This window comes from Rhodococcus sp. IEGM 1306 (genome assembly GCF_036541985.1).
Taxonomy (GTDB): Bacteria; Actinomycetota; Actinomycetes; order Mycobacteriales; family Mycobacteriaceae; genus Rhodococcus_F; species Rhodococcus_F qingshengii.
Window position 1 is genome coordinate 894,821 of the sequence record NZ_JAZHFF010000001.1, and the last position, 20,021, is coordinate 914,841.

The 20,021-nt window shown below is 63.1% G+C and carries 19 protein-coding genes; 14 read left to right on the forward strand and 5 right to left on the reverse strand.

Going from position 1 to position 20,021, the window contains the following annotated elements:
• Positions 1-10: 10 nt before the first annotated feature.
• The 10 genes from V3587_RS04455 (at position 11) to V3587_RS04500 (ending at position 10,242) form a co-directional block, all read left to right on the forward strand.
• Positions 11-1,228 carry a lipase family protein gene (locus V3587_RS04455; protein WP_283376160.1) on the forward strand — a complete coding sequence of 406 codons (1,218 nt, stop codon included), beginning with the start codon at positions 11-13 and terminating at the stop codon, positions 1,226-1,228.
• Between the two features lie 4 nt (positions 1,229-1,232).
• Positions 1,233-1,619, forward strand: coding sequence for an MmcQ/YjbR family DNA-binding protein (locus tag V3587_RS04460; protein ID WP_007727762.1), 387 nt, complete (start codon positions 1,233-1,235; stop codon positions 1,617-1,619).
• On the forward strand, positions 1,616-2,833 hold the full coding sequence (locus tag V3587_RS04465) for a sensor histidine kinase (protein ID WP_283376161.1): 1,218 nt from the start codon (positions 1,616-1,618) through the stop codon (positions 2,831-2,833). Before V3587_RS04460 ends, V3587_RS04465 begins: the two co-directional genes overlap by 4 nt.
• Before the next feature lie 51 nt (positions 2,834-2,884).
• Positions 2,885-3,676, forward strand: coding sequence for a LytR/AlgR family response regulator transcription factor (locus tag V3587_RS04470; protein ID WP_003939723.1), 792 nt, complete (start codon positions 2,885-2,887; stop codon positions 3,674-3,676).
• Positions 3,673-4,044 carry a hypothetical protein gene (locus V3587_RS04475; RefSeq protein WP_283376162.1) on the forward strand — a complete coding sequence of 124 codons (372 nt, stop codon included), beginning with the start codon at positions 3,673-3,675 and terminating at the stop codon, positions 4,042-4,044. The genes V3587_RS04470 and V3587_RS04475 overlap by 4 nt, the downstream gene beginning before the upstream one ends.
• A 10-nt stretch (positions 4,045-4,054) precedes the next feature.
• Positions 4,055-5,806 (forward strand): sodium/solute symporter, encoded by a 1,752-nt coding sequence (locus tag V3587_RS04480; RefSeq protein ID WP_037128497.1) that lies wholly within the window; start codon positions 4,055-4,057, stop codon positions 5,804-5,806.
• A 162-nt stretch (positions 5,807-5,968) separates the two neighbouring features.
• The gene (locus tag V3587_RS04485; protein WP_003939976.1) at positions 5,969-6,331 is read left to right on the forward strand and encodes a DUF485 domain-containing protein; all 363 of its coding nucleotides are present in this window, start codon (positions 5,969-5,971) and stop codon (positions 6,329-6,331) included.
• Positions 6,328-7,965 carry a solute symporter family protein gene (locus V3587_RS04490; RefSeq protein ID WP_003939876.1) on the forward strand — a complete coding sequence of 546 codons (1,638 nt, stop codon included), beginning with the start codon at positions 6,328-6,330 and terminating at the stop codon, positions 7,963-7,965. Before V3587_RS04485 ends, V3587_RS04490 begins: the two co-directional genes overlap by 4 nt.
• 73 nt (positions 7,966-8,038) lie before the next feature.
• Positions 8,039-8,470, forward strand: a complete 432-nt coding sequence (locus tag V3587_RS04495) for a type II toxin-antitoxin system Rv0910 family toxin (RefSeq protein WP_003939735.1) — start codon at positions 8,039-8,041, stop codon at positions 8,468-8,470.
• Between the two features lie 119 nt (positions 8,471-8,589).
• The gene (locus V3587_RS04500) at positions 8,590-10,242 is read left to right on the forward strand and encodes a substrate-binding domain-containing protein (RefSeq protein WP_283376163.1); all 1,653 of its coding nucleotides are present in this window, start codon (positions 8,590-8,592) and stop codon (positions 10,240-10,242) included.
• A gap of 1 nt (position 10,243) precedes the next feature.
• Here V3587_RS04500 and V3587_RS04505 read toward each other — a convergent pair whose 3' ends face one another.
• Complete coding sequence (locus V3587_RS04505; RefSeq protein ID WP_030534940.1) at positions 10,244-11,149, reverse strand: ABC transporter substrate-binding protein; 906 nt, start codon at positions 11,147-11,149, stop codon at positions 10,244-10,246.
• Between the two features lie 65 nt (positions 11,150-11,214).
• Positions 11,215-11,487: a WhiB family transcriptional regulator gene (locus V3587_RS04510; protein WP_050654722.1), complete on the reverse strand. Its 273-nt coding sequence runs from the start codon at positions 11,485-11,487 to the stop codon at positions 11,215-11,217.
• Positions 11,488-11,602: 115 nt separating this feature from the next.
• Between V3587_RS04510 and V3587_RS04515 the strand changes: the two genes are divergently transcribed.
• Entirely contained in the window at positions 11,603-13,885 is a 2,283-nt protein-coding gene (locus tag V3587_RS04515) for an ATP-dependent DNA ligase (protein ID WP_283376164.1), read from the forward strand.
• On the opposite strand, the gene V3587_RS04520 is transcribed toward V3587_RS04515, so the two are convergent.
• Entirely contained in the window at positions 13,785-15,326 is a 1,542-nt protein-coding gene (locus V3587_RS04520) for an MFS transporter (RefSeq protein WP_283376165.1), read from the reverse strand. The two genes, V3587_RS04515 and V3587_RS04520, sit on opposite strands and share 101 nt — an antisense overlap.
• 77 nt (positions 15,327-15,403) lie before the next feature.
• Here V3587_RS04520 and V3587_RS04525 point away from each other — a divergent pair, with 77 nt between their 5' ends.
• The gene (locus V3587_RS04525) at positions 15,404-16,051 is read left to right on the forward strand and encodes a TetR/AcrR family transcriptional regulator (protein WP_003940096.1); all 648 of its coding nucleotides are present in this window, start codon (positions 15,404-15,406) and stop codon (positions 16,049-16,051) included.
• Between the two features lie 4 nt (positions 16,052-16,055).
• On the opposite strand, the gene V3587_RS04530 is transcribed toward V3587_RS04525, so the two are convergent.
• Positions 16,056-16,778, reverse strand: a complete 723-nt coding sequence (locus V3587_RS04530) for a MerR family transcriptional regulator (protein ID WP_283376166.1) — start codon at positions 16,776-16,778, stop codon at positions 16,056-16,058.
• 108 nt (positions 16,779-16,886) lie between these two features.
• On the opposite strand from V3587_RS04530, the gene V3587_RS04535 reads away from it, so the two are divergent.
• Complete coding sequence (locus V3587_RS04535) at positions 16,887-18,110, forward strand: erythromycin esterase family protein (protein WP_283376167.1); 1,224 nt, start codon at positions 16,887-16,889, stop codon at positions 18,108-18,110.
• A gap of 5 nt (positions 18,111-18,115) precedes the next feature.
• Here the strand turns inward: V3587_RS04535 and V3587_RS04540 are convergent, their stop codons facing one another.
• Positions 18,116-19,225 (reverse strand): serine hydrolase domain-containing protein, encoded by a 1,110-nt coding sequence (locus tag V3587_RS04540; RefSeq protein WP_283376168.1) that lies wholly within the window; start codon positions 19,223-19,225, stop codon positions 18,116-18,118.
• Positions 19,226-19,475: 250 nt separating this feature from the next.
• On the opposite strand from V3587_RS04540, the gene V3587_RS04545 reads away from it, so the two are divergent.
• Positions 19,476-20,009 (forward strand): NlpC/P60 family protein, encoded by a 534-nt coding sequence (locus tag V3587_RS04545; RefSeq protein WP_020970417.1) that lies wholly within the window; start codon positions 19,476-19,478, stop codon positions 20,007-20,009.
• The last annotated feature ends 12 nt before the right edge of the window (positions 20,010-20,021 follow it).

Here is a 20,021-nt window from a genome sequence, read left to right on the forward strand (position 1 = left end):
AACACTGCGTATGACGGTTCGGAGTTCGAGGGTTCGCGCAGGCTGGGGAGTCGTGGTGGCGAGCGCACTTCTCGTGAGCGTCGGCTGCGGATCGGATGCCTCGCCAGATGTCTCTGTCACCGACAACGCAACCACGACGACCCCGCCGGCCGAGAGCAGCGCGCAACGCGGCGTCGTGTTCGACAGTGAACCCTTCACCAGCACAGCCGAAGTGGCGGCGTCCGGAGCGAGCGCGGTGAAAATCCTGTACGGCTCCACCTCCGGTATCGACGGCCGGGAGACCCAGGTATCGGGAACCGTTTTCACACCGCCTGGAACGCCGCCGGAGGGCGGTTGGCCGATCGTCTCCATCGGCCATGGCACGACGGGTATTTCGGACGACTGTGCGCCGTCGGCCTCGCCGACCCTCTTCGGCACGATCGGCCTGGTCGCGCCGTTCCTCGACTCGGGATACGTGGTCTCTGTATCCGACTTCGAGGGCCTCGGCACTCCGGACCCGCATCCTTACCTGCAACCGGACACCGCGGCGTTCAACGTCATCGACGCGGTTCGAGCGGCGCGCAACGTCGTTCCGGACACCTCGACTCGTTGGGCAACTCTGGGGCTGTCCCAAGGCGGGCAGGCATCCTGGGCGGCAGCCGAGGAAGCCGACACCTACGGCGACGGACTCGAATTCGTCGGTGCAGCAAACCTGTCCCCGGCAGCGGACATCTCGCCGATCATCTCGAGTGATTCCGAGGTGAATCTGTCACTGCCTCAGCAACTGCTGCTGCCCTATGTACTCGAAGGGCTGTACCTCACCCATCCGGACCTCGAACGAACCGACTACGTGCGCGGCGCATTCGAGCAGAACTACGACCTGCTCACCTCGTGCCTGACCTCTCGGGCGACGGAGAAGTTGGGTCTGGTCGGAAAGGTGACGCCCGCCGACACGCGGCCGGCTACCGCCGAGGATGCGGACCGAATTCACGCGTGGCTCAGCGACGTTGCTCTTCCCCGTCAACGCGCGAGCGGTCCGATGTACGTAGTCGTCGGTACCAATGACAACCTGATCCGTCCGGAATGGACCGAGGCGGCAGTCGAACGCGCCTGCGCCGACGGTGACGTCATCGAATTCCAGGCTCGACCGGGTGAAGGTCATGCGGACGGCGCCGCTGTGCCGGGAGCTGTCGCGTGGGTGAAGGATCGATTTGCAGGTGTTCCGGCACCGAATACCTGCGGGTCGTGAATCGATGACGCCGTTGGAGCGAATCCGCGCTCTTGCACTGGCATTGCCGGAGGCGACCGAGCGGGTCAGCCACGGTGAAGCGTCGTGGTTCGTGCGCAAGGCGCCGCAGTTCGTCACCATGGCAGATCACCACCACGACGATCGCGTCGCGATCTGGGCCGCGGCCCCACCTGGGGCGCAGGCAGATTGGGTCAGTCGTGACCCGTCGAGGTTCTTCGTCCCTCCGTACGTGGGTGGCCGGGGATGGATCGGCGTGTACCTCGACGTTCCGAGTGCCGACGAGACCGAGGACGAGAAATTCTGGAACGACGTAGCCGACGTCGTCGAAGATGCGTACCGCACGGTGGCTCCGAAAACACTGATACGGAAACTGGACGAGGACTCGCCTTGAGTCCGGCCGTGGTCGCGCTTCTCAGCGTGCTGATTCTCGCAGTGGCCGGGGCGCTGACGGCTGTGTGGATGCGCACCAGACGTGAGGTGACCACCCCCACCGAACGTGCCGTCCATGCCGCTCTCCATACGGCTTCGCTTGCCGCGCGGCCACTTCGGCGTGGACTCGACGAGAATTCGGCCGCCGAGGCGGCGCCTCACCTACGTGAGCTGACCGGCGGCTCCGGTCTGGGCCTGGCAGACGCGTCGGGAAACCTGTTGGCGTGGGACGGCCGTCACGAAGCGTTGTCCGAACAATTCCACGACGCCGCCATTCGTGCGATCGAAGGCGGACGCCGGGTACTCGTCACGCACTCGGACCTGGTGCGCGGACCGAGCGATCACCATGTGCGAGCGCTGATCGCTCAGCCCCTGCTGATCGAGGACATCGGCGTGGTCGGCGTACTGGGAATCGTCACCAGCGAGGACCCGTGGCCGGGAATGCTCGGAGCGGTCACCGAGGTGGCACGATATGCCTGCAGTCAGATCGAACTCGCCGACCTCGACGCGTCCAGAGCCCTGTTGGATCGAGCCGAAGTGCGTGCCCTGCGCGCACAGATCAGTCCTCATTTCATCTACAACGCGCTCAACACGGTCGCATCGTTTGTTCGAACCGATCCGGCGCGGGCCAGAGAACTGATCCTCGAGTTCGCGGACTTCACGCGGTACTCGTTCCGATCTGCGGGTGAGTTCACCCTGCTCGCCGACGAGCTGCGCAACATCGATCGTTACCTGACCCTCGAACGCGCGCGATTCGGGGAGGCTCTGAACGTCCGCCTTCAGATAGCACCCGAAGTGCTCAACGTGGTTCTTCCTTTCCTTGCCCTCCAGCCGCTGGTCGAGAACGCGGTTCGTCACGGCATTTCGAGTAAGCCGGAGGGCGGGACCGTGAGCATCGTGGCTGCGGACGAGGGACCGGACTGCATCATCAGCGTCGAGGACGACGGTGTGGGGATGGACCCCGAACTACTGCGCTCCGGTTCGCTCGACGCCATCGAGTCGGGATCGGGGCGACCCAGCGCACGAGAAGCTGCTCACGTCGGTTTGGCCAACGTCGACGACAGACTTCGTGCCGCGTTCGGCAACGACTACGGACTCGTGGTGGAGACAGCGCCGGGTGCCGGTACGAAGGTCAGCATGCGTGTTCCCAAGTTCAAGCAGGGTATTCACGTCTGATTCTCGCCTTCGATGATCAGGCTGAAACCGTCGTGGGAACATGGACCTGTTGTGAACGAGACTGACACTGATGCCCAGCTGACCGTCCTTGCCGTCGACGACGAGAAACCAGCCCTCGACGAGCTGGCCTTCTTGCTGCGCGCCGAGGACTCGGTGGCGCACGTTCACACGGCATCGGATGCGACGACAGCGTTGCGGATACTGCGCGGTGGAAGCATCGACGCGGTGTTTCTCGACATCAACATGCCCGGACTCGACGGTCTCGAACTGGCCGGCATCCTCTCCAATTTCGCGACGCCACCGCCCGTGGTGTTCGTGACAGCGCACGACGATCGAGCGGTTGACGCATTCGATCTCGGCGCCGTCGACTACCTACTCAAACCGCTCCGGGAGGAGCGTCTCGCTCAGGCCGTTCAGCGGATCGTGGGGCTCGCCGGGCGCACCAAGAGTGAGAGCAAACCCGAAGCTGCGCCCACGGACGAGGTGATCCCGGTGGAACTGGGCGGTGTCACGACGCTCGTTCAGCGTTCCTCGGTGGAGTGGGTGGAAGCCGACGGGGACTACGCGCGTTTGCACACCGCTGGAAAGTCGCACCTGGTGCGCATCCCGATCTCGACGCTCGAATCACGCTGGGCCGACGCGGGCTTCTTGCGTGTGCACCGCTCCTACCTGGTATCTCTGGCGCTGGTCACCGGCATCCGAACAGTAGGCAGTGGATTGGTGGTCTGTCTGCGCCCGCACGGTGACAAACCTCCCGTCGAGCTTCCGGTCAGTCGCAGACACACCCGTGAACTCAAGGATCGACTGGTTCGTGCGCCCAAGCAGAGTTGGTTGTCGCGGTGACGTCGCAGTCCGATCCTCCGCAGCGTGCGCGCGTTGTGTTGGCGCAACGTAGTGGCGCACGGATCGTGCGAACACGGGTGGAGGTGCAGGAACAGACCGAAGTCGGTGACGCCATGATCCGCGGTCTCGTTCGCGCGCAGTTGGGACTGACGATTCGCCTTGCCGTCGTGGCAGCCGGGCTCCTGTGTGCGGTGCCGCTGCTGACGCATCTCTTCCCGACGCTGTCGGAGGTCGCGGTCCTTGGCATCCGGTTGCCCTGGCTCGTGATGGGCGGCGCCGTGTATCCCTTGCTGTTGACGACCGGTTGGGTGTTCGTGCGTCGTGCGGAGCGAAACGAGCAGGACTTCAACGACATCGTGGACGACTGAGCGCGGCACTGTGGGAGGACAACCTATCCCGGTGTTGACGGTGCTCGGCATCGTGGCAGCAGCTGTCGCGACGGTGGCTATCGGAATCTACGGCGTTCGGCTCGCTCGTACCACCTCGGACTTTCTCGTCGCGTCCAGAACCGTCAGTGCGCGGTGGAATGCGACGGCCATCTCCGGCGAGTACCTCTCTGCTGCTTCGTTTCTCGGTGTTGCGGGGCTGGTCGCCAAGTACGGCGCCGACGCACTCTGGTATCCCATCGGCTTCACCGCCGGATACCTCGCCCTGCTGCTGTTCGTCGCAGCGCCGCTTCGGCGTTCCGGTGCGTATACCGTCCCCGATTTCGCCGAGTTCCGTCTCGGCTCACCGCGATTGCGCAAGCTCGCGATGCTCGTGGTCGCGATGGTGTGCATCCTGTATTTGATTCCACAGTTCCAAGGCGCGGGACTGACGCTCAATATCTTGCTCGGGGTTCCCAGTTGGATCGGCGGCGTAGCGGTCGGGGTCATCGTCATCGCCAACGTCGTCGGCGGCGGGATGCGCTCGATCACCTTCGTTCAGGCCTTCCAGTACTGGCTGAAACTGACTGCCGTCGCGATTCCCGCTGTGGCACTGACCTTCTACTTCTTCGGCGATCACCACGACGTCGGCGCGTCGATGCCGCCGACGGTCACCACTGCGACGACCGTCGACATCACCACCGACGTCGTCGTCCAGGTGTCCGAGCCGGTGACGGTCAGCGGCGGCACAGTCGACGGGCGAGCGGTCGAAGGCACGATGACCCTGGGGCCGGGGGAGCACACTCTCGGTGAAGGCATGTCCATGGTCCTCGACGCGGGAGCCGCCGTCCCTGTCGTCGCCGGAGCGCCCGCGCAGAACTCTGACTGGATCACCCCGGGTTGGGGTTTCGGTGGGCCGCACCCGATGTACCAGGTGTACTCGCTGATGCTCGCGACCTTCCTCGGAACGCTCGGCCTTCCTCATGTTCTCGTCCGGTTCTACACCAACCCCGACGGCCGGGCAGCCCGTCTGACGTCGCTCGCCGTTGTCGGTCTGGTCAGCGTGTTCTACCTGTTTCCGACACTCCTCGGCGTCTTCGCGCGTCTGTACGTCCCGCAACTTCTGATCACCGGCACCTCTGACGCGGCGGTGCTGCTGTTGCCGGGCTCGGTGTTCTCGGGGTGGGGCGGACAACTGCTGGCAGCCCTCGTGGCGTCCGGTGCCATCGCCGCTTTCCTGTCGACGTCGTCCGGATTGCTCGTCAGCATCGCCGGCGTCGTCAGTACCGATGTTCTCCGTGGTCGAGTTCGAGACTTCCGTATTGCAGCGCTACTGGCCGGGGTCGTTCCTCTCGTGCTGTCGCTGGCGGTGGTGTCGGTCGACCTCTCGAGAACCGTCGGTTTGGTGTTCGCAGTCGCTGCGTCGACGCTCTGCCCACTGCTCGTATTGGGTATCTGGTGGCGCGGTCTGACTGCCGTCGGCGCGGGGGCGGGGATGGTTGTCGGTGGATGTGTTGCGGGCACTGCCGCTACTGTCGCCGTCCTGGGTGGTTTGTCGGAGGACGTCCTCGGTGGCTGGCCGGCAGCCATTTTCGCGTTCCCGGCCGCGGTGAGCGTGCCGCTGGCGTTCCTCACGATGATCGTCGTGAGCAAGGTGTCGTCGAAGCAGATACCGGCAGATATTGCGCGAATCTTCACGCGGATGCACGCCCCGGAACGTCTCGGAATGGGCTCCGATCGCGAAGACGATCTCCGCCGACCCTGACTTTCACCGCCCGAACCCTCTGCCGTTGGTCGCGCCTGCCTGACCGTTCGGCGCAGCGCGCGACTGCTCACCGTGTGACTGGCGCCACAGCGTCTTCATGTGACTCCGATCTCACTAACGTCTGTGCGTAGTTCACTTCACACGCGAGGCGAGGAGCCGGCAGTGTCCACAGCAGAAATCAGTGAGGGGTCGCCGCAAGAGCGACGCACCCCGGATGCCCAGGCATTCATAGACATGCAAGCGAGTCCCGAATTCCAGGAACTCCGAACGCGTCTGCGCAAGTTCGTTTTCCCCATCACTGCATTCTTCCTGCTCTGGTATGCGGTGTACGTCGTCCTGGCTACCTATGCCCACGACTTCATGGCCACCAAGGTCCTCGGCAACATCAATCTCGGCATCATCCTCGGCCTCGGGCAATTCGTCACGACCTTCGCCATCACCGCGTGGTACGTGAAGTTCGCCGGTCGTGAGCTCGATCCCCGCTCCGCCGCCATCCGTGAAGAACTGGAAGGTCCCGCACAGTGATCACCACACTCGCCGCGTCCGGAACGGACGTAGGAAACCCAGCCTTCAACATCGCGATCTTCCTCGCTTTTGTCGTCGTGACCATGACGCTGGTGATCCGCGCCAGCCGGACCACCAAGAAGGCGTCCGACTTCTACACCGGCGGTGGGCAGTTCACCGGCCCGCAGAACGGGTTCGCCATCGCCGGTGACTACCTCTCGGCGGCATCGTTCCTCGGTATCGCAGGTGCGATCGCCGTGTACGGCTACGACGGCTTCCTGTACTCCATCGGCTTCCTTGTCGCCTGGTTGGTTGCACTGCTCCTGGTCGCCGAATTGCTCAGGAACACAGGCAGATTCACGATGGCCGACGTCCTGAGCTTCAGGCTCAAGCAGCGTCCGGTGCGCATGGCGGCAGCCCTGTCCACTCTGGCCGTTTCCCTCTTCTATCTTCTTGCCCAGATGGCCGGCGCCGGTGGACTTGTCGCGCTGCTGCTCAACATCGACGGCAAGGTGGGACAGTCGATCGTCGTCGCGATCGTGGGTGTGCTGATGATCGTGTACGTCTTGGTCGGCGGCATGAAGGGCACCACCTACGTACAGATGGTCAAGGCAGTTCTGCTGGTTGCCGGAGCCGGAATCATGTTCGTACTCGTTCTGTGGGCAGTGCGCGGCAACTTCTCTCAGTTGCTCGCCAATGCGCAGGACATGGTCAACAGTTCCACCACCAAGGGTGTGCAGGGACGCGACATCCTCGGCCCCGGTGCCAAGTACGGTCTTTCCGGAATGACGAAGCTCGACTTCATCTCTCTCGGAATCGCTTTGGTGCTCGGCACCGCGGGCCTGCCGCACGTGCTGATGCGTTTCTACACGGTGCCCACTGCCAAGGAAGCTCGCCGCTCGGTGACCTGGGCGATCGCGCTCATCGGTGCCTTCTACCTGTTCACACTGGTTCTCGGCTACGGCGCGGCTAGCATGGTCGGACCGGACAAGATCTTGGCAGCGCCTGGTAAGGAGAACGCGGCCGCTCCGCTACTCGCCTTCGAGCTCGGTGGCACCATCTTCCTCGGCATCATCTCCGCGGTGGCGTTCGCGACCATCCTCGCCGTCGTTGCCGGTCTCGCGATCACTGCTTCTGCGTCGTTCGCTCACGACATCTACGCCAGTGTCATCAAGCGCGGCAACGCAACCGAGGAGCAGCAGGTTCGAGTTTCTCGAATCACCGTCGTGGTCATCGGACTCGTCTCCATCGTTCTCGGCATCATGGCGATGGGGCAGAACATCGCCTTCCTGGTGGCCCTCGCCTTCGCAGTGGCGGCCTCGGCGAACCTGCCCACCCTGCTGTACTCGCTGTTCTGGAAGAAGTTCAACACCACCGGTGCGCTCTTCAGCATCTACGGCGGTTTGGTCAGCTGCTTGACGCTGATCGTGTTCTCCCCGGCAGTGTCGGGCAAGCCGTCGTCGATGTTCCCGAACTCCGACTTCGCCTGGTTCCCGCTCTCGAACCCCGGCATCGTCTCGATTCCGCTGGCATTCGTCCTCGGCATCGTCGGTACGTACATCGGACGCAACAAGATCGAAGATCCGGCAAAGCAGGCGGAGATGGAAGTTCGCTCCCTCACCGGCGTCGGCGTCGAAAAGGCTGTCAGCCACTAAGAGGGGCAAAGCCCCGTGCGTCTTTCTGGTACCTCTGGTTACGGAAAAGGCGCACGGGGCTTATTGTTCTGCCATGGCAAAGCTCACAGTGAAAATCGACGTTCCGCTTCCTCCTCAGGAAGTGTGGGACAAGGCGTCCGATCTCAGTGGATACGAAAACTGGCTCGTGGTTCACGACGGATGGCGCAGTGAACTTCCCGAACAACTGGGTGTCGGCACCGAGATCAGCTCGGTCGTGACCGTGAAGGGCCTGCGCAACCGCGTTCGGTGGACCATCAAGAAGTACGACGTTCCGAAGGCGATCTCGCTCAAGGGAGACGGCAAGGGCGGGGTCAAGCTCGGTCTCGAACTCGACGTGAAGGCAAAGGGCGACGGGTCGGAACTCGCGCTGACAGTCGAGTTGGGCGGCGCGCCGTTGTTCGGCCCGATCGGTTCGAGTGTGGCGCGGGCGCTCAAAGGCGATGTGGAGAAGTCGCTGGCCCAGTTTGTCCAGATCTACACCTAGTTGTGGAGATTTCCACATCGAGCTACTTCACCGCTAACGTGAGTTAGGATTCTTTTCGGCGGGATAAACCGGGCATCGGTTGGTTATTGATGCGGGTCCCGCCGGAAAGGATTCGATCAATGTCGTCTCGTCATGGGTACGGCGCACCACCTGCGTCCATGCCTCGATCCGTGCAGGTTCTGATCGGACTCTTGGCAGTAGTCGCAGTCGGTGGAACCGCAGCATTCGCCGTGACGTTCAAAAGCGTCAGCGACAAGGGAGAACTCGGTGCGAGTGCTGTCACAGCTGCGACGGCAACCAGTTGTGAGAACCCGGAAACCGTGACCGTGGCCGCCGATCCGTCGATCGCCTCGGGACTCGAAGCTGTCGCCGCTGCCATCCCCGCTACGGAACTCGGGTGCAGCTCGCTCAGCGTGACGCCGCAAGATCCCGTGCTCACCGTCGCGGCGATCGCCGACGGTTCGGCACCCGCACTGTGGATCCCTGATTCGAGCGAATGGTTGGACAAGGTTTCGGCTAGCGGGCAGGAGATTCGCCGGATCAGCAACTCGGTCGCGTCCACCCCTGTTGTCACTGTCTCGGCGCCGGGTAGCGAGGCACCCGCCGCTTGGACGGATGTCCTCGGCGCTCCAGCACTGCACATCGGCGATCCCCTCACCAGTGCCGTCTCCAGCGCACCGATCGTGGCAGCCTTTGCCGAGGCCCAGTCGCGGGGCGGTGACCTCACGTCCATTTCGGCAGCCCTGGTCCCGGTGGCGCAAGCGCAGTACGGAAATCTGAAGGAAACCGGTTCGACCGGACGCATCCAAACCGTGGACGCGGACGGCGGGACCGCGGTGACGACCGAGCAGACCTTCGAGGCTTATCTCGCCGCACATGCGGACAGTCGACTCACCGCGTCGGTACCGTCGTCCGGTTCGGTCTTCATGGACTACCCGATGGCAAGTGTGGGTGCAGACTCGTCGGCGGTCGACGCCGGCAAACTGCTGGTGGCAGCGCTGACATCGGACACCGGGCGCTCCGTACTTGCCGGCCTCGGGTTCCGCGGCGCGGATCAGGCCCCACCGGTCGCCGGTGGAGTGGGAAGTGTTGGCTCGCTGGTGCCGTCCGATCCGTCTGTGGTCACCAAAGCGCTTGCGCGGTACGAGATTCTGTCCAGGCCTTCCCGCGCGCTGGCAGTTGTCGACGTCTCGGGGTCCATGGACTACATGCAGGACGGGGTCACTCGAATGGCCGCGACTGCACAGGCCGGTGACATTGCGATCCGAATGTTTCCCGCCAACGCACAATTGGGTCTCTGGGCATTCTCCGTAGACCTCGGCGAGGGCACGGACTACCGCGAACTCGAACCTGTCGCCCGTATGGATGCAACTGAAGGCGACACGGATCATCGGAGCAAACTGCTGTCTCGGATCGACAGCCTCTCTTCGATCGTCGGCGGCGGAACAGGTTTGTACGACAGCGTTCTCGCCGCGTATCGGTCCATGCAACAGACCTACGATCCGGCCTCGATCAATTCGGTGATTCTACTGACCGACGGTGCGAACGATGATCCGTCGAGTATCTCGCTGCAGGAACTTCTCGACACCCTGACTCGCGAGCAGGACCCGACGCGGCCGGTACCGATCATCACCATCGGTGTCACCGATGACGCCGATACCGATGTGCTCGAGCAGATTTCGGCTCTCACCGGCGGCAACAGCCACTTCGCTCCGACACCGGCAGACATCCCGAAGGTCTTCGTCGGCGCGATCAGTGGGCGCGCCGGCTGAACTACTCGAGGACTGGCGCGTCGGCGCTGTCCGTGATCCATTCGGTTGCGAGTCTCTCGAGGGTGCCGTCGGCGTAGAGCGCATCCACGGCGGCAGAGACGCACGCCGTCAGAGGACTGTTCTTCTCGAGCACGAACCCGAAGAATTCGGTGACCGCGTTGGGCCGCGGAAACTGACCCACGATGACCGACCCGGGCAGTTCGTTCTCGGTGATGTGAAATCCGGTCGGGATGTCGACGACCAATGCGTCGATCTCGCCCGCGGCCAGCGCAGCTTTCGCGTCGTCCGTGGTCGCGAACTCGCGTGGCGCAGTGGTCGGAACAATCGTGTCGGTGATCGCCGCGAGGCTGGTGGAACCGGTCTGAGCGCCCAAACGGTAGCCGGCCAGATCCGCAAGATTCTTTGCCTCAGCGGCTTTGCTCCCGCGCGAGGCGATCACCGACTGCGCCACTGCGTAATACGGCGAGCTGAAGTCGACGTTCTCGCGGCGATCCCCGGAAACCGTGAACTGATTGACGTCGAAGTCGAAATCCTTGGGGCCTGGTTTCAGTGCGTCGTTGAAGGCGACCGTGGTGAAGCGAACCTGATCGGCGTTGTACCCGAGTTTGTCGACGACGGCCCGGGCCACCGCCCCCTCGAAGCCCTTGCCGTTGGACGGAGTGTTGTCGACGAACCACGGCGCGTACGCCGGCGAATCGGTGGCGATGGTCAAGACACCGTCTTCGAGGGTGGTCCCGCTCTGGGGTCCGCACTTGTCCACGGCGGTGGTCGAGGGCAGTTTGGTGAATGCCTCGGGAACCGTGGTCGTGGTGTCCGCTGCCGCAGGTGCCTCCGGCTGCGACGAACACGAGCCCAACAAGATCGAGCAAGCGAAGATCGCGGTCACGGCAACAGCGCGTCGTGTCATAGGCACAAGGCCATCTTGCCTGTTTGTCCGGTACGGACGTGACGGGGGTCTCGTGTGAGCGGAGTTCACGCAGCTGAGCGTCGTAGTGCAAGGCGCTCCGACGGTGTCGTCCCACCCCATACTCCGTGTGGTTCAGCGGTGTCGAGTGCAAAGGTCAGGCAGTCCCGAATGACCGGGCAGCGGAAGCACACCTGCTTCGCGGAACTCTCCCGTGCAGCCCGATTGCGTCCGCGCTCTTCACCCGGCGAATAGAACACCGCCGGGTCCACTGTTTTACAGGTGGCGAACATCCGCCAGTTGTTGTCCACCAACGGCTCCACGGAACTGCGAACTGTCATCGTGGTCTCCTCTCCCCTCGAGAATCCAGTCTTGCCCGTGGACTGGCGCAGCGGCAGGTTTCCGATCCACCAGATTTCTACTGCCAGATGCAGCACTATCCAGCACAATGAGGAAATGGCAACGACGGATCGGGGTCAGATCACGCTCGACGGCACAACGGTGTCCGTGACCAATCTGGGCAAGATTCTCTACCCCGAGAGCGGCACCACGAAGGCCGAAGTCATCGACTACTACACCCGTATCGCCGCAGTCATGCTTCCGCATGTCGTCGGTAGACCGGGCACTCGTAAGCGTTGGCCCAATGGCGTGGACGGTCAGTCCTTCTTCGAGAAGAACCTTGCGTCGTCTGCCCCGCAGTGGCTCACGCGTGCGTCGCTGCAACATTCTGATCGTGTCGTCACTTACCCGGTCTTCGATTCCGTTGCATCCCTGGCGTGGCTGGGGCAGCAGGCCGCACTCGAATTGCACGTTCCCCAATGGCGATTCGACGGTTCCGAGCGTGGTCCGGCGACACGACTGGTATTCGATCTCGACCCGGGCGAAGGCGTCGGATTGACCGAGTGCGCCGAGGTGGCGAGGTCGATTCGAGATCTGGTCGCAACTCTGGGGTGGACTGCCTATCCGGTAACCAGTGGTAGCAAGGGAATTCACCTCTACGTTCCACTGGATCGAGCCTTGGACGGCAGCGGTGCGTCGACTGTCGCCAAGCAGATCGCCACCGGACTCGAGAAGCTTCACCCGGATCTCGTCACCGCGACGATGGCTCGAAATGTGCGGGCAGGCAAGATTTTCGTGGACTGGAGTCAGAACAACGCAGCCAAGACAACCATTGCGCCGTACTCGATGCGCGGTCGCGATCAACCCTATGTTGCCGCGCCGCGCAGTTGGGACGAACTCGACGATCCGAAACTACGGCATCTGTTGTTCGACGAGGTTCTGGAGCGCGTCGAATCCGATGGTGATCTGCTGGGCGATCTGGATCCGCCGGTCTCGGCGGCTGTAGCCGACACGTTGACGCACTATCGCAACAAGCGGTCGGCCGACCGGACGCCGGAGCCGATCCCTGCTGCGGTGACCAAGGAGACAGCGGGCAATACCTTTGTGATTCAGGAACATCACGCCAGACGATTGCATTACGACGTTCGCCTGGAGCGGGATGGTGTGCTCGTGTCCTGGGCTGTTCCGAAGGGCGTGCCGACCAGTGCCGGAGAGAATCGGTTGGCCGTGCACACCGAGGATCACCCGCTCGAGTACGCCACGTTCTCGGGCACGATTCCGAAGGGGGAGTATGGCGGCGGTTCGATGACGATCTGGGATTCCGGGACGTACGAGACCGAGAAGTGGCGTGAAGACGAGGTGATCGTGCGCCTCAGTGGGAAACGGGTGCAGGGACGCTTCGCGCTGATCCGGACGAAGGGTGACCAGTGGTTGATGCATCTGATGAAGGATCAGAACGCGAGTTTCGGAACGGAGTTTCCCAAGAATCTCGAGCCGATGCTTGCCACCGCTGGAACGCTCGAGGGTCTCGACTCGCAGGAGTGGGCTTTCGAAGGTAAGTGGGACGGGATCCGAGTGATTCTCGAATATCATTCGGGCACAATGTCACTTCGCAGTCGCGCGGGTAACGACAAGACCGGGGACTATCCCGCCCTTGCCGGGTTGGCCGAGGTGCTGGACGGTCATGACGTGGTTCTCGACGGTGAAGTGGTGGCGTACAACGACGCGGGGGTCACCGATTTCGGTCTTCTCCAGCGAGGTGGGGAGCCGGTGTTCCTGGCCTTCGATCTTCTGTACCTCGACGGAGTGTCTTTGCTGCGGAAATCCTACTCGGATCGGCGCACCGTGTTGAATGCGTTGGCGGGCAAGGTCGGTGAGCTCGAGGTACCTCCACAGATCGAGGGCACGGCGGAGAATGCGTTGGAGGTGAGTACCGATGCCGGATGGGAAGGGATTGTCGCCAAACGTCGTGCATCGGTCTACCTTCCGGGGCGGCGTGGGTCGAGTTGGATCAAGGTGAAGAACTGGCGCACTCAAGAGGTGGTGATCGGAGGGTGGCGCACTGGGCAGGGCAATCGAGCACAGGGGATCGGGGCACTGCTCATGGGAATTCCGGGTGAGGATGGATTGACCTACGTGGGGCGCGTCGGTACCGGCTTCAGTGATCGCGACTTGGAGTCTTTACTTGCGACACTGGAACCGCTGCGTCAGAAGGAAAGTCCGTTCGGGGAGGAACTTCCAGCAGATGACCGCAAGGGTGCGGTGTGGGTGAGGCCGGAACTCGTCGGTGAGGTGCGGTTCATGGATTGGACGAAGACCGAGCGTCTGCGTCATCCGAGTTGGCGAGGTCTGCGGGAGGACAAGGAACCGGGCGACGTGGTGCGGGAAACAGTGCAATGACGGCCAACGCACCGACGAACGCGACTGCGGCACAGATTTGGATTCCGGTACTCATCGCCGAGGTGTAAGCCTGGTTCGCTGCGTCGGTCAAGGCACTCGCGGGGGGAGCGCCGGCATGGATCTGCGCCGGATCGGCTGTGGAAGTGTCGACTCCGGGTTCGAAGCGGGACCGGAAAACGGTGGCTACGACCGTCCCGATGACGGCGACGCCCAGAACTCCACCCAACTCTCGCACGACGCTGTTGATCGAACTGGCCATCGAAGCCTGCTGGGGCGCAACCGAAGACATCGACGTGGTTGTGGCCGGAGCCATGACCAACCCCATCCCCGCGCCGACCAGTGCCATGATCGCAGCCAGGATTCCGAACGGTGCGTACCTATCTGCTGCGATCGACAGGACCAACAGTCCCGCGGACATGACTGCGAGACCGGTCGCGATCGAACTGCGCACGCCGAATCGGCCGACCATACGATCGCTGCTGGAGGCGACAGTCGCCATCACTATCGCAAACGGAACTGCACCGACGCCGGCGACCAATGGACCGTAACCACGAACTAATTGGAGGTATTGCGTGTACGTGAAGAGAACTCCGAAAAGGGCGAAGAATGTTACGGCCAAGATGGCATTGGAGGTGCTGAACACTCGACTGGTGAAGATGCGCACGTCGGTCATCGGCGCCGAGGCCCGCAGCTCCCACCAGATGAATACAGCGAGAAGTGCTGTTGCGCTGACGATCTCCACTAGCGTGACGGGCGACGACCATCCGCGAAGGCTTGCCTGGGTGAGGGCATCCACGATCAAAGCCAGTCCGCCGGCGGACAACAGGAGCCCGGGGATGTCGAACGAACCCTTCGTGATTCCTCTTGCCGGGGGCACAAGAGAAACCGTCGCGGCGATCACACCGGCGACCAGTGGGACGTTTATCCAGAAGACGCTTCCCCAACTGAAATGTTCGAGTAGTACGCCACCGGCTACGGGGCCGATCGCGATTCCCAGTCCGGCGGTTGCAGACCAGATTCCTATCGCCCGGCCTCTCTCGTGCGGGGCGAACATCGAGACGACAAGTGACAGCGTCGCCGGCATGACCAGTGCGGCGGCTGCCCCCATCACTGTTCTCCAGCCGATCAGCTGCAACGACGTGTGAGAGAGGGCAGCGAAGGCTGACCCGAGAGCGAACAAGGTGAGGCCGGTCAGAAGTATCCGACGGTGACCGAATCTCGCGCCGAGTCCACCTGCCGTGATGAGCAAGGCGGCGAACGCCAATGTGTATGCGTTGGTGATCCATTGCAGGTCGACGGTGGTCGCCCGCAGTTCGCGGGCAAGGGTCGGGATAGCGGTGTTGAGGATGGTGTTGTCGATCGTGACTACGACGAGGGATGTGCAGAGGGCGCCCAGTGCTGCCCATCGTCGCCGGTCAGTGGGTTCGAGGGAATTCATCATGTCCTTACGAATGTAACCTTACGAATGTTTAGTGATGAGAACGTACCCCTTCGCCTTACATGTGTAAAGTTTGTCGGGTGAGTGATGTTTCCGAAGATGCCGATGAAACTGGGACGAGTGGTTCTCGGAGTACTCGCGCCCGAAATCCGAGAGGAAGCGGCGCACGGCTCCGCGGAGAGATCGTCGCCGCAGCGGCGACGCTCATCGCCCGCACCGGATCGGATCAGGCGGTGACGCTCCGATCGGTCGCTCGCGAAGTCGGGATATCCGCACCATCTATCTACGGACACTTTTCCGATCGCGATGCCATTGTCGAAGCGGTGGTCTCCGAATCGCTGGAGCAGTTGCATCTCGCCGTGGCCGACGCCGTTTCCGCACACCCCGACCCGGTCGAGGGTCTGTATGCCGGGTGCTCGGCATACGTCGAGTTCGGCATTTCCGAGCCCGCTCGGTATCGGGTCTTGTTCGGGTGGTCCAGGCCGAAAGGTCAGTCACCACAATCGGATACGCGAGGACTGGCCGCCTTCAACACGCTGGTGACCAACCTCGACGCGTGCGTCGCCGCTGGGAGGTCGGCCAGCACAGACACTTTTGTCGATGCGGTATCGATCTGGACTTCGCTGCACGGACAGGTGATGTTGCGGGCCGATCTCCCGGAATTCCCGTGGCCGTCGACCGACACCGTCGGTGAGATGGTGAGGAGCCTTGCGCGGCTTGTGAACTGACGCCTCAACCGTTTGCTGATCGGCAACCAGGCGAGGTCTGATCCAGCATCGTGAGATAGGCATCGAGCTGAGCTGCGCCGGCGAGAAGGTTGCGACTGCGTGTGGCCAGCCGGTCTTGCCAGGATTCGAGGAACGCTGACAATGCGTCTGCTCCGCCGGCCTCGCGCAGCGAATCGAGAAACTGGGCGACTTGCGACAGTCGGTAGCCGCCGCGCCGCAGCTGCCGCGCGATCTCGGCGTCGCGCACACACTCCGAACCGTATTCGCGATAACCCGTTGCCTGTTCGCGCTCGGGGCGCAGGATGCCGTGCTCTTCCCATGTGCGCAGTGTCGCCGGGTGAACGCCGAGACGGCGCGCCAGCTCACCCACCGTCAGCGCTGGACCGTGGACCAGTGCCGGTGCCATGGTGGACAGAGTCCCCAGCGCTGTGGCTACCTCGGTGCGAGTTCCTCGCTCGGCGAGCAGTGTCACGTGTGCACTGTCGATCAGGCGATAGGCGGACTCGGTGTCGCCCTGGTTGGTCGCACGCATGATTTCCGTGGCCCGCTGGTGGCCGTGACCGCCGCGCAATGCGAGGAAAGTTCGCAGGGCCTGCGCGTGCACTGGGGTGTATCGCCGGTAGTCGTAGGTGCTGCGCTCGGTCGGAGGGAGGATGCCGGCATCGTCGTAGTTGCGGATCGCCTGTGCGGACAACCCGTGTTCACGGGCAAGGTCGATGGGCCGCACTGATCACCTCCGATTGAGGCTTTTCACGGTATACCCCAGGTAATTGCCAGTGAAAGTTTCACTCGAATCTTCAACGATACTGTCGAAGGCAGTCCACCTTCGAAAGGGATGATCATGTCCACTGCCCCAGCGCTGAGTGAGTTCGGCCGCCAACTCGAAGACGCGGCAAGTCTTGGTCGTGCGGTCGACGAACTGCTCGCCACGCTAACCGAGGTGCCGACTCTGCTCGCCCTCGGCGAGCCGACCCACGGAGTCAAGGTATTTCCGTTGCTGCGAAACGAACTTCTCGGCCAACTGGTCGAACGAGGATATCGGTCGATCGTGCTCGAAACAGATGTCTTTGCGGCTTTGCTCGTGAACGACTACGTGAACGGGGGAGAGGCGGACATCGAGAAGGTGCTCGCCACAGGCTTCAGCCACGGATTCGGTGCGGTACCGGGTAACCGCGAACTCGTCGAGTGGCTACGGGAGTACAACCACGGCCGCGCTCCGGCCGACCGAGTTCGCTTCTACGGCTTCGACGCTCCGGTGGAGTACTCCGGTGCACCGAGCCCACGTGGCGCGCTGTCTGCAGCAGGTGACTTCCTGCCCGCTGCGATGCGGCCGCACTCGTTCGACGGCATCGACCTTCTGCTCGGGCAGGACACCGACTGGACCAACCCGGCGGCGATGTTCGAACCGGCTGCGTCCGTCGGCAACTCCGATCAGGCTCGTGCCCTGCGCATCATTGCGGACGACCTCGCCAGCGTCCTGCGGCGCGCCGCACCTGTGCTGCGGCCCGCCGACCCGGGCGGATACGACCTGGCCCTCGCACACGCACGCACCGCTGTAGGTCTTCTGCGCTACCACGCCGCGATGGCGAGTTCCGCTCCTGATCGCATCGGCACTCTGCTCAGTCTCCGTGCCGAGATGATGGCCGAGAACCTGCTGGCCGTCGTCGCCCAGGAGCAGCGACGCGGGCCGATCCTGCTCTTCGCACACAATGCCCATCTCCTGCGAGTGCCGTCCGACATGCCCGTCAACGGCGACGTGGTCAGCTGGGGGAGCGCCGGCTCACTTGTCGGACTTGTCCTCGGGGAGCGCTACGTATTCGTGGCAACCGACGCCAACCCCGACAGTGATCCGGGCACTCTGCAGGGAGCGTTGGCCGATGCGACCAGTCGGCGTGCCCTGTTTCCGACCCCCGCGCTTCGCGCAGCACTTGACCTGTCCGTCACCGCGGGAGAGGCGATCCTGCCAGGGCATCTGCCGCTGAAACCTTCGGAGTTGGACGGCGCCGACGCGGTCATCTTCGTCGCGGACACTGATGGAAAACGTCATCAATACTGGTAACAGCGTCAGGGGCAGAGTGCGTGCGAGAGTATCGCGACGGTGTCCGGCTGGTCCTTCGGCGTCGACGTCAGCGTCACAGTGAACGCGCGGTCCGGCGTCGCGCCGGACAGTGTGTAGTACCCGTAGATCCCGCCACTGTGGCCGGTATAGGTGACGCCGCAGGGAAGTTCGGTGGCGCCGACGCCCATCCCGTACCCGAGTCCCTCGGCTTCGGTGGCGGCGACCTGAGGGGTGGTCATCTCGGCAAGCTGCTCGGCCGGCACCACCTGCCCGTCGAGTAGTGCACGCCAGAAGGTGTTCAGGTCTGTGCCCGTCGAGACCATCGCTCCGGCAGACCAGGGGATCGACGGTTCCGTGCGGGAAACGTCGGTCAGGCCACCGTCGAGATCCTGATAGCCCGTCAGGTGATCGCCCCTGATGTCGAGCTCACCGGCCGGCGGGAGGTACGTGTCTTCCAAGTCCAGCGGATCGAGTATCCGAGACCGGAGTTCATCGGCGTAGCTGCGGCCGCTCACGGATTCGACGAGCATTCCGAGAACGATGTAGTTGGTGTTGGTGTAGACGAACGACGTTCCGGGGACGAATTGCGCCGGTTTGCCGAGGGCGATGGCGACCGCGGCGGACGGCGTCAGCGTTCGGTTCTCGTTAGCTGCAATCCATTCGTCGGCGCCGGGTTCTCCGGCGAACTCGGGAAGGCCGCTGCGATGTTGCAGCAGTTGCCGCACGGTGATCGCGCTACCGTCGATGCCACTGCCGTCCATGTCACTGCTTTGCAGTAGGCCCGGGAGATACTGCTCGATCGGTGCGTCGAGGTCGACCTTGCCCTCGGCGACCAACTGCAGAACGAGCGAAGCTGTGAATGTCTTTGTCACACTTCCGATCCGGACGCGATCATTCTTGCCGATCGAATCGCCGTTGGTCCGGTTGGGCACGCCGCTGGTCATGACAGCCGTCGTGGTGCCGTCGTCGAGTGTTGCGATCGACCCGACGACACCCGACCTGGTGAGTCCGTCGAGATCCGATTGAATCTCCACTGCGCGCTGGAGCGTCGAGCAACCGACGAGTGCCGTGGTGGCTCCGATGATGACCGCGGCGACGAGCAGGTATGGGCGCATGAGTCGAATCTATGGACCTTGTCGTGCCGCGGGATCCAGGAAATCCCCCATCATTCCCTGATCTTCTGCCAGCCCGGGACGTAAGGCCCGTTTGTTCAAAACCGACAAATCGGATCAATCATTCCTGTCCGAACACCACGTCCACGCCGTTAACATCCGAACGAAGTGTTTGTTTTCACGTGTCTTACCAGTTCACGGCTATCGAGGTGCGCTGCCGCGCGCCGAAACGACTCCCACGAAGGACGGATGCATGAAGAAGTCGACACTCCGAACGGGAACGGTCGCGGCTTTGCTGACCGGAAGTGTCCTGTTGCTCTCCGCTGCCCCTGCCTCAGCCGACCCGGGAAGCCTCGGTAGCGGTGGCAGTAGCGGGAGTTCCGGAAGCTTGGGAAGCACGGGCAGCATCAGCAGCGGATCAGCCGCCCTTCCGATTCCGAGTCCGGCAGGGCTGATCGCGCTGGCAGCGGCGAGCACTCAGACCGGAAAGCCCTACCAGTGGGGCGGCGTCGGGCCGAACTCGTGGGACTGCTCCGGGCTGGTGCAATGGGCGTTTCGGCAGGCCGGCGTGAATCTGCCACGGACCAGCCAACAGCAGGCCAACGTCGGACAGCCGGTTCCCCGGTGGGCCCTCGCCCCCGGCGACGTCATCACCTTCTACCCCGGTGCGACGCACGTCGGCATCTACGCTGGGTTCGGAATGGTGTTCAACGCCTACGGAGTTGGTGTTCCGACCGGACTGACGCCCCTGGCGGATCTGCCGATCAACAACATCCGCAGGTTCTAGAACCTGCACAGA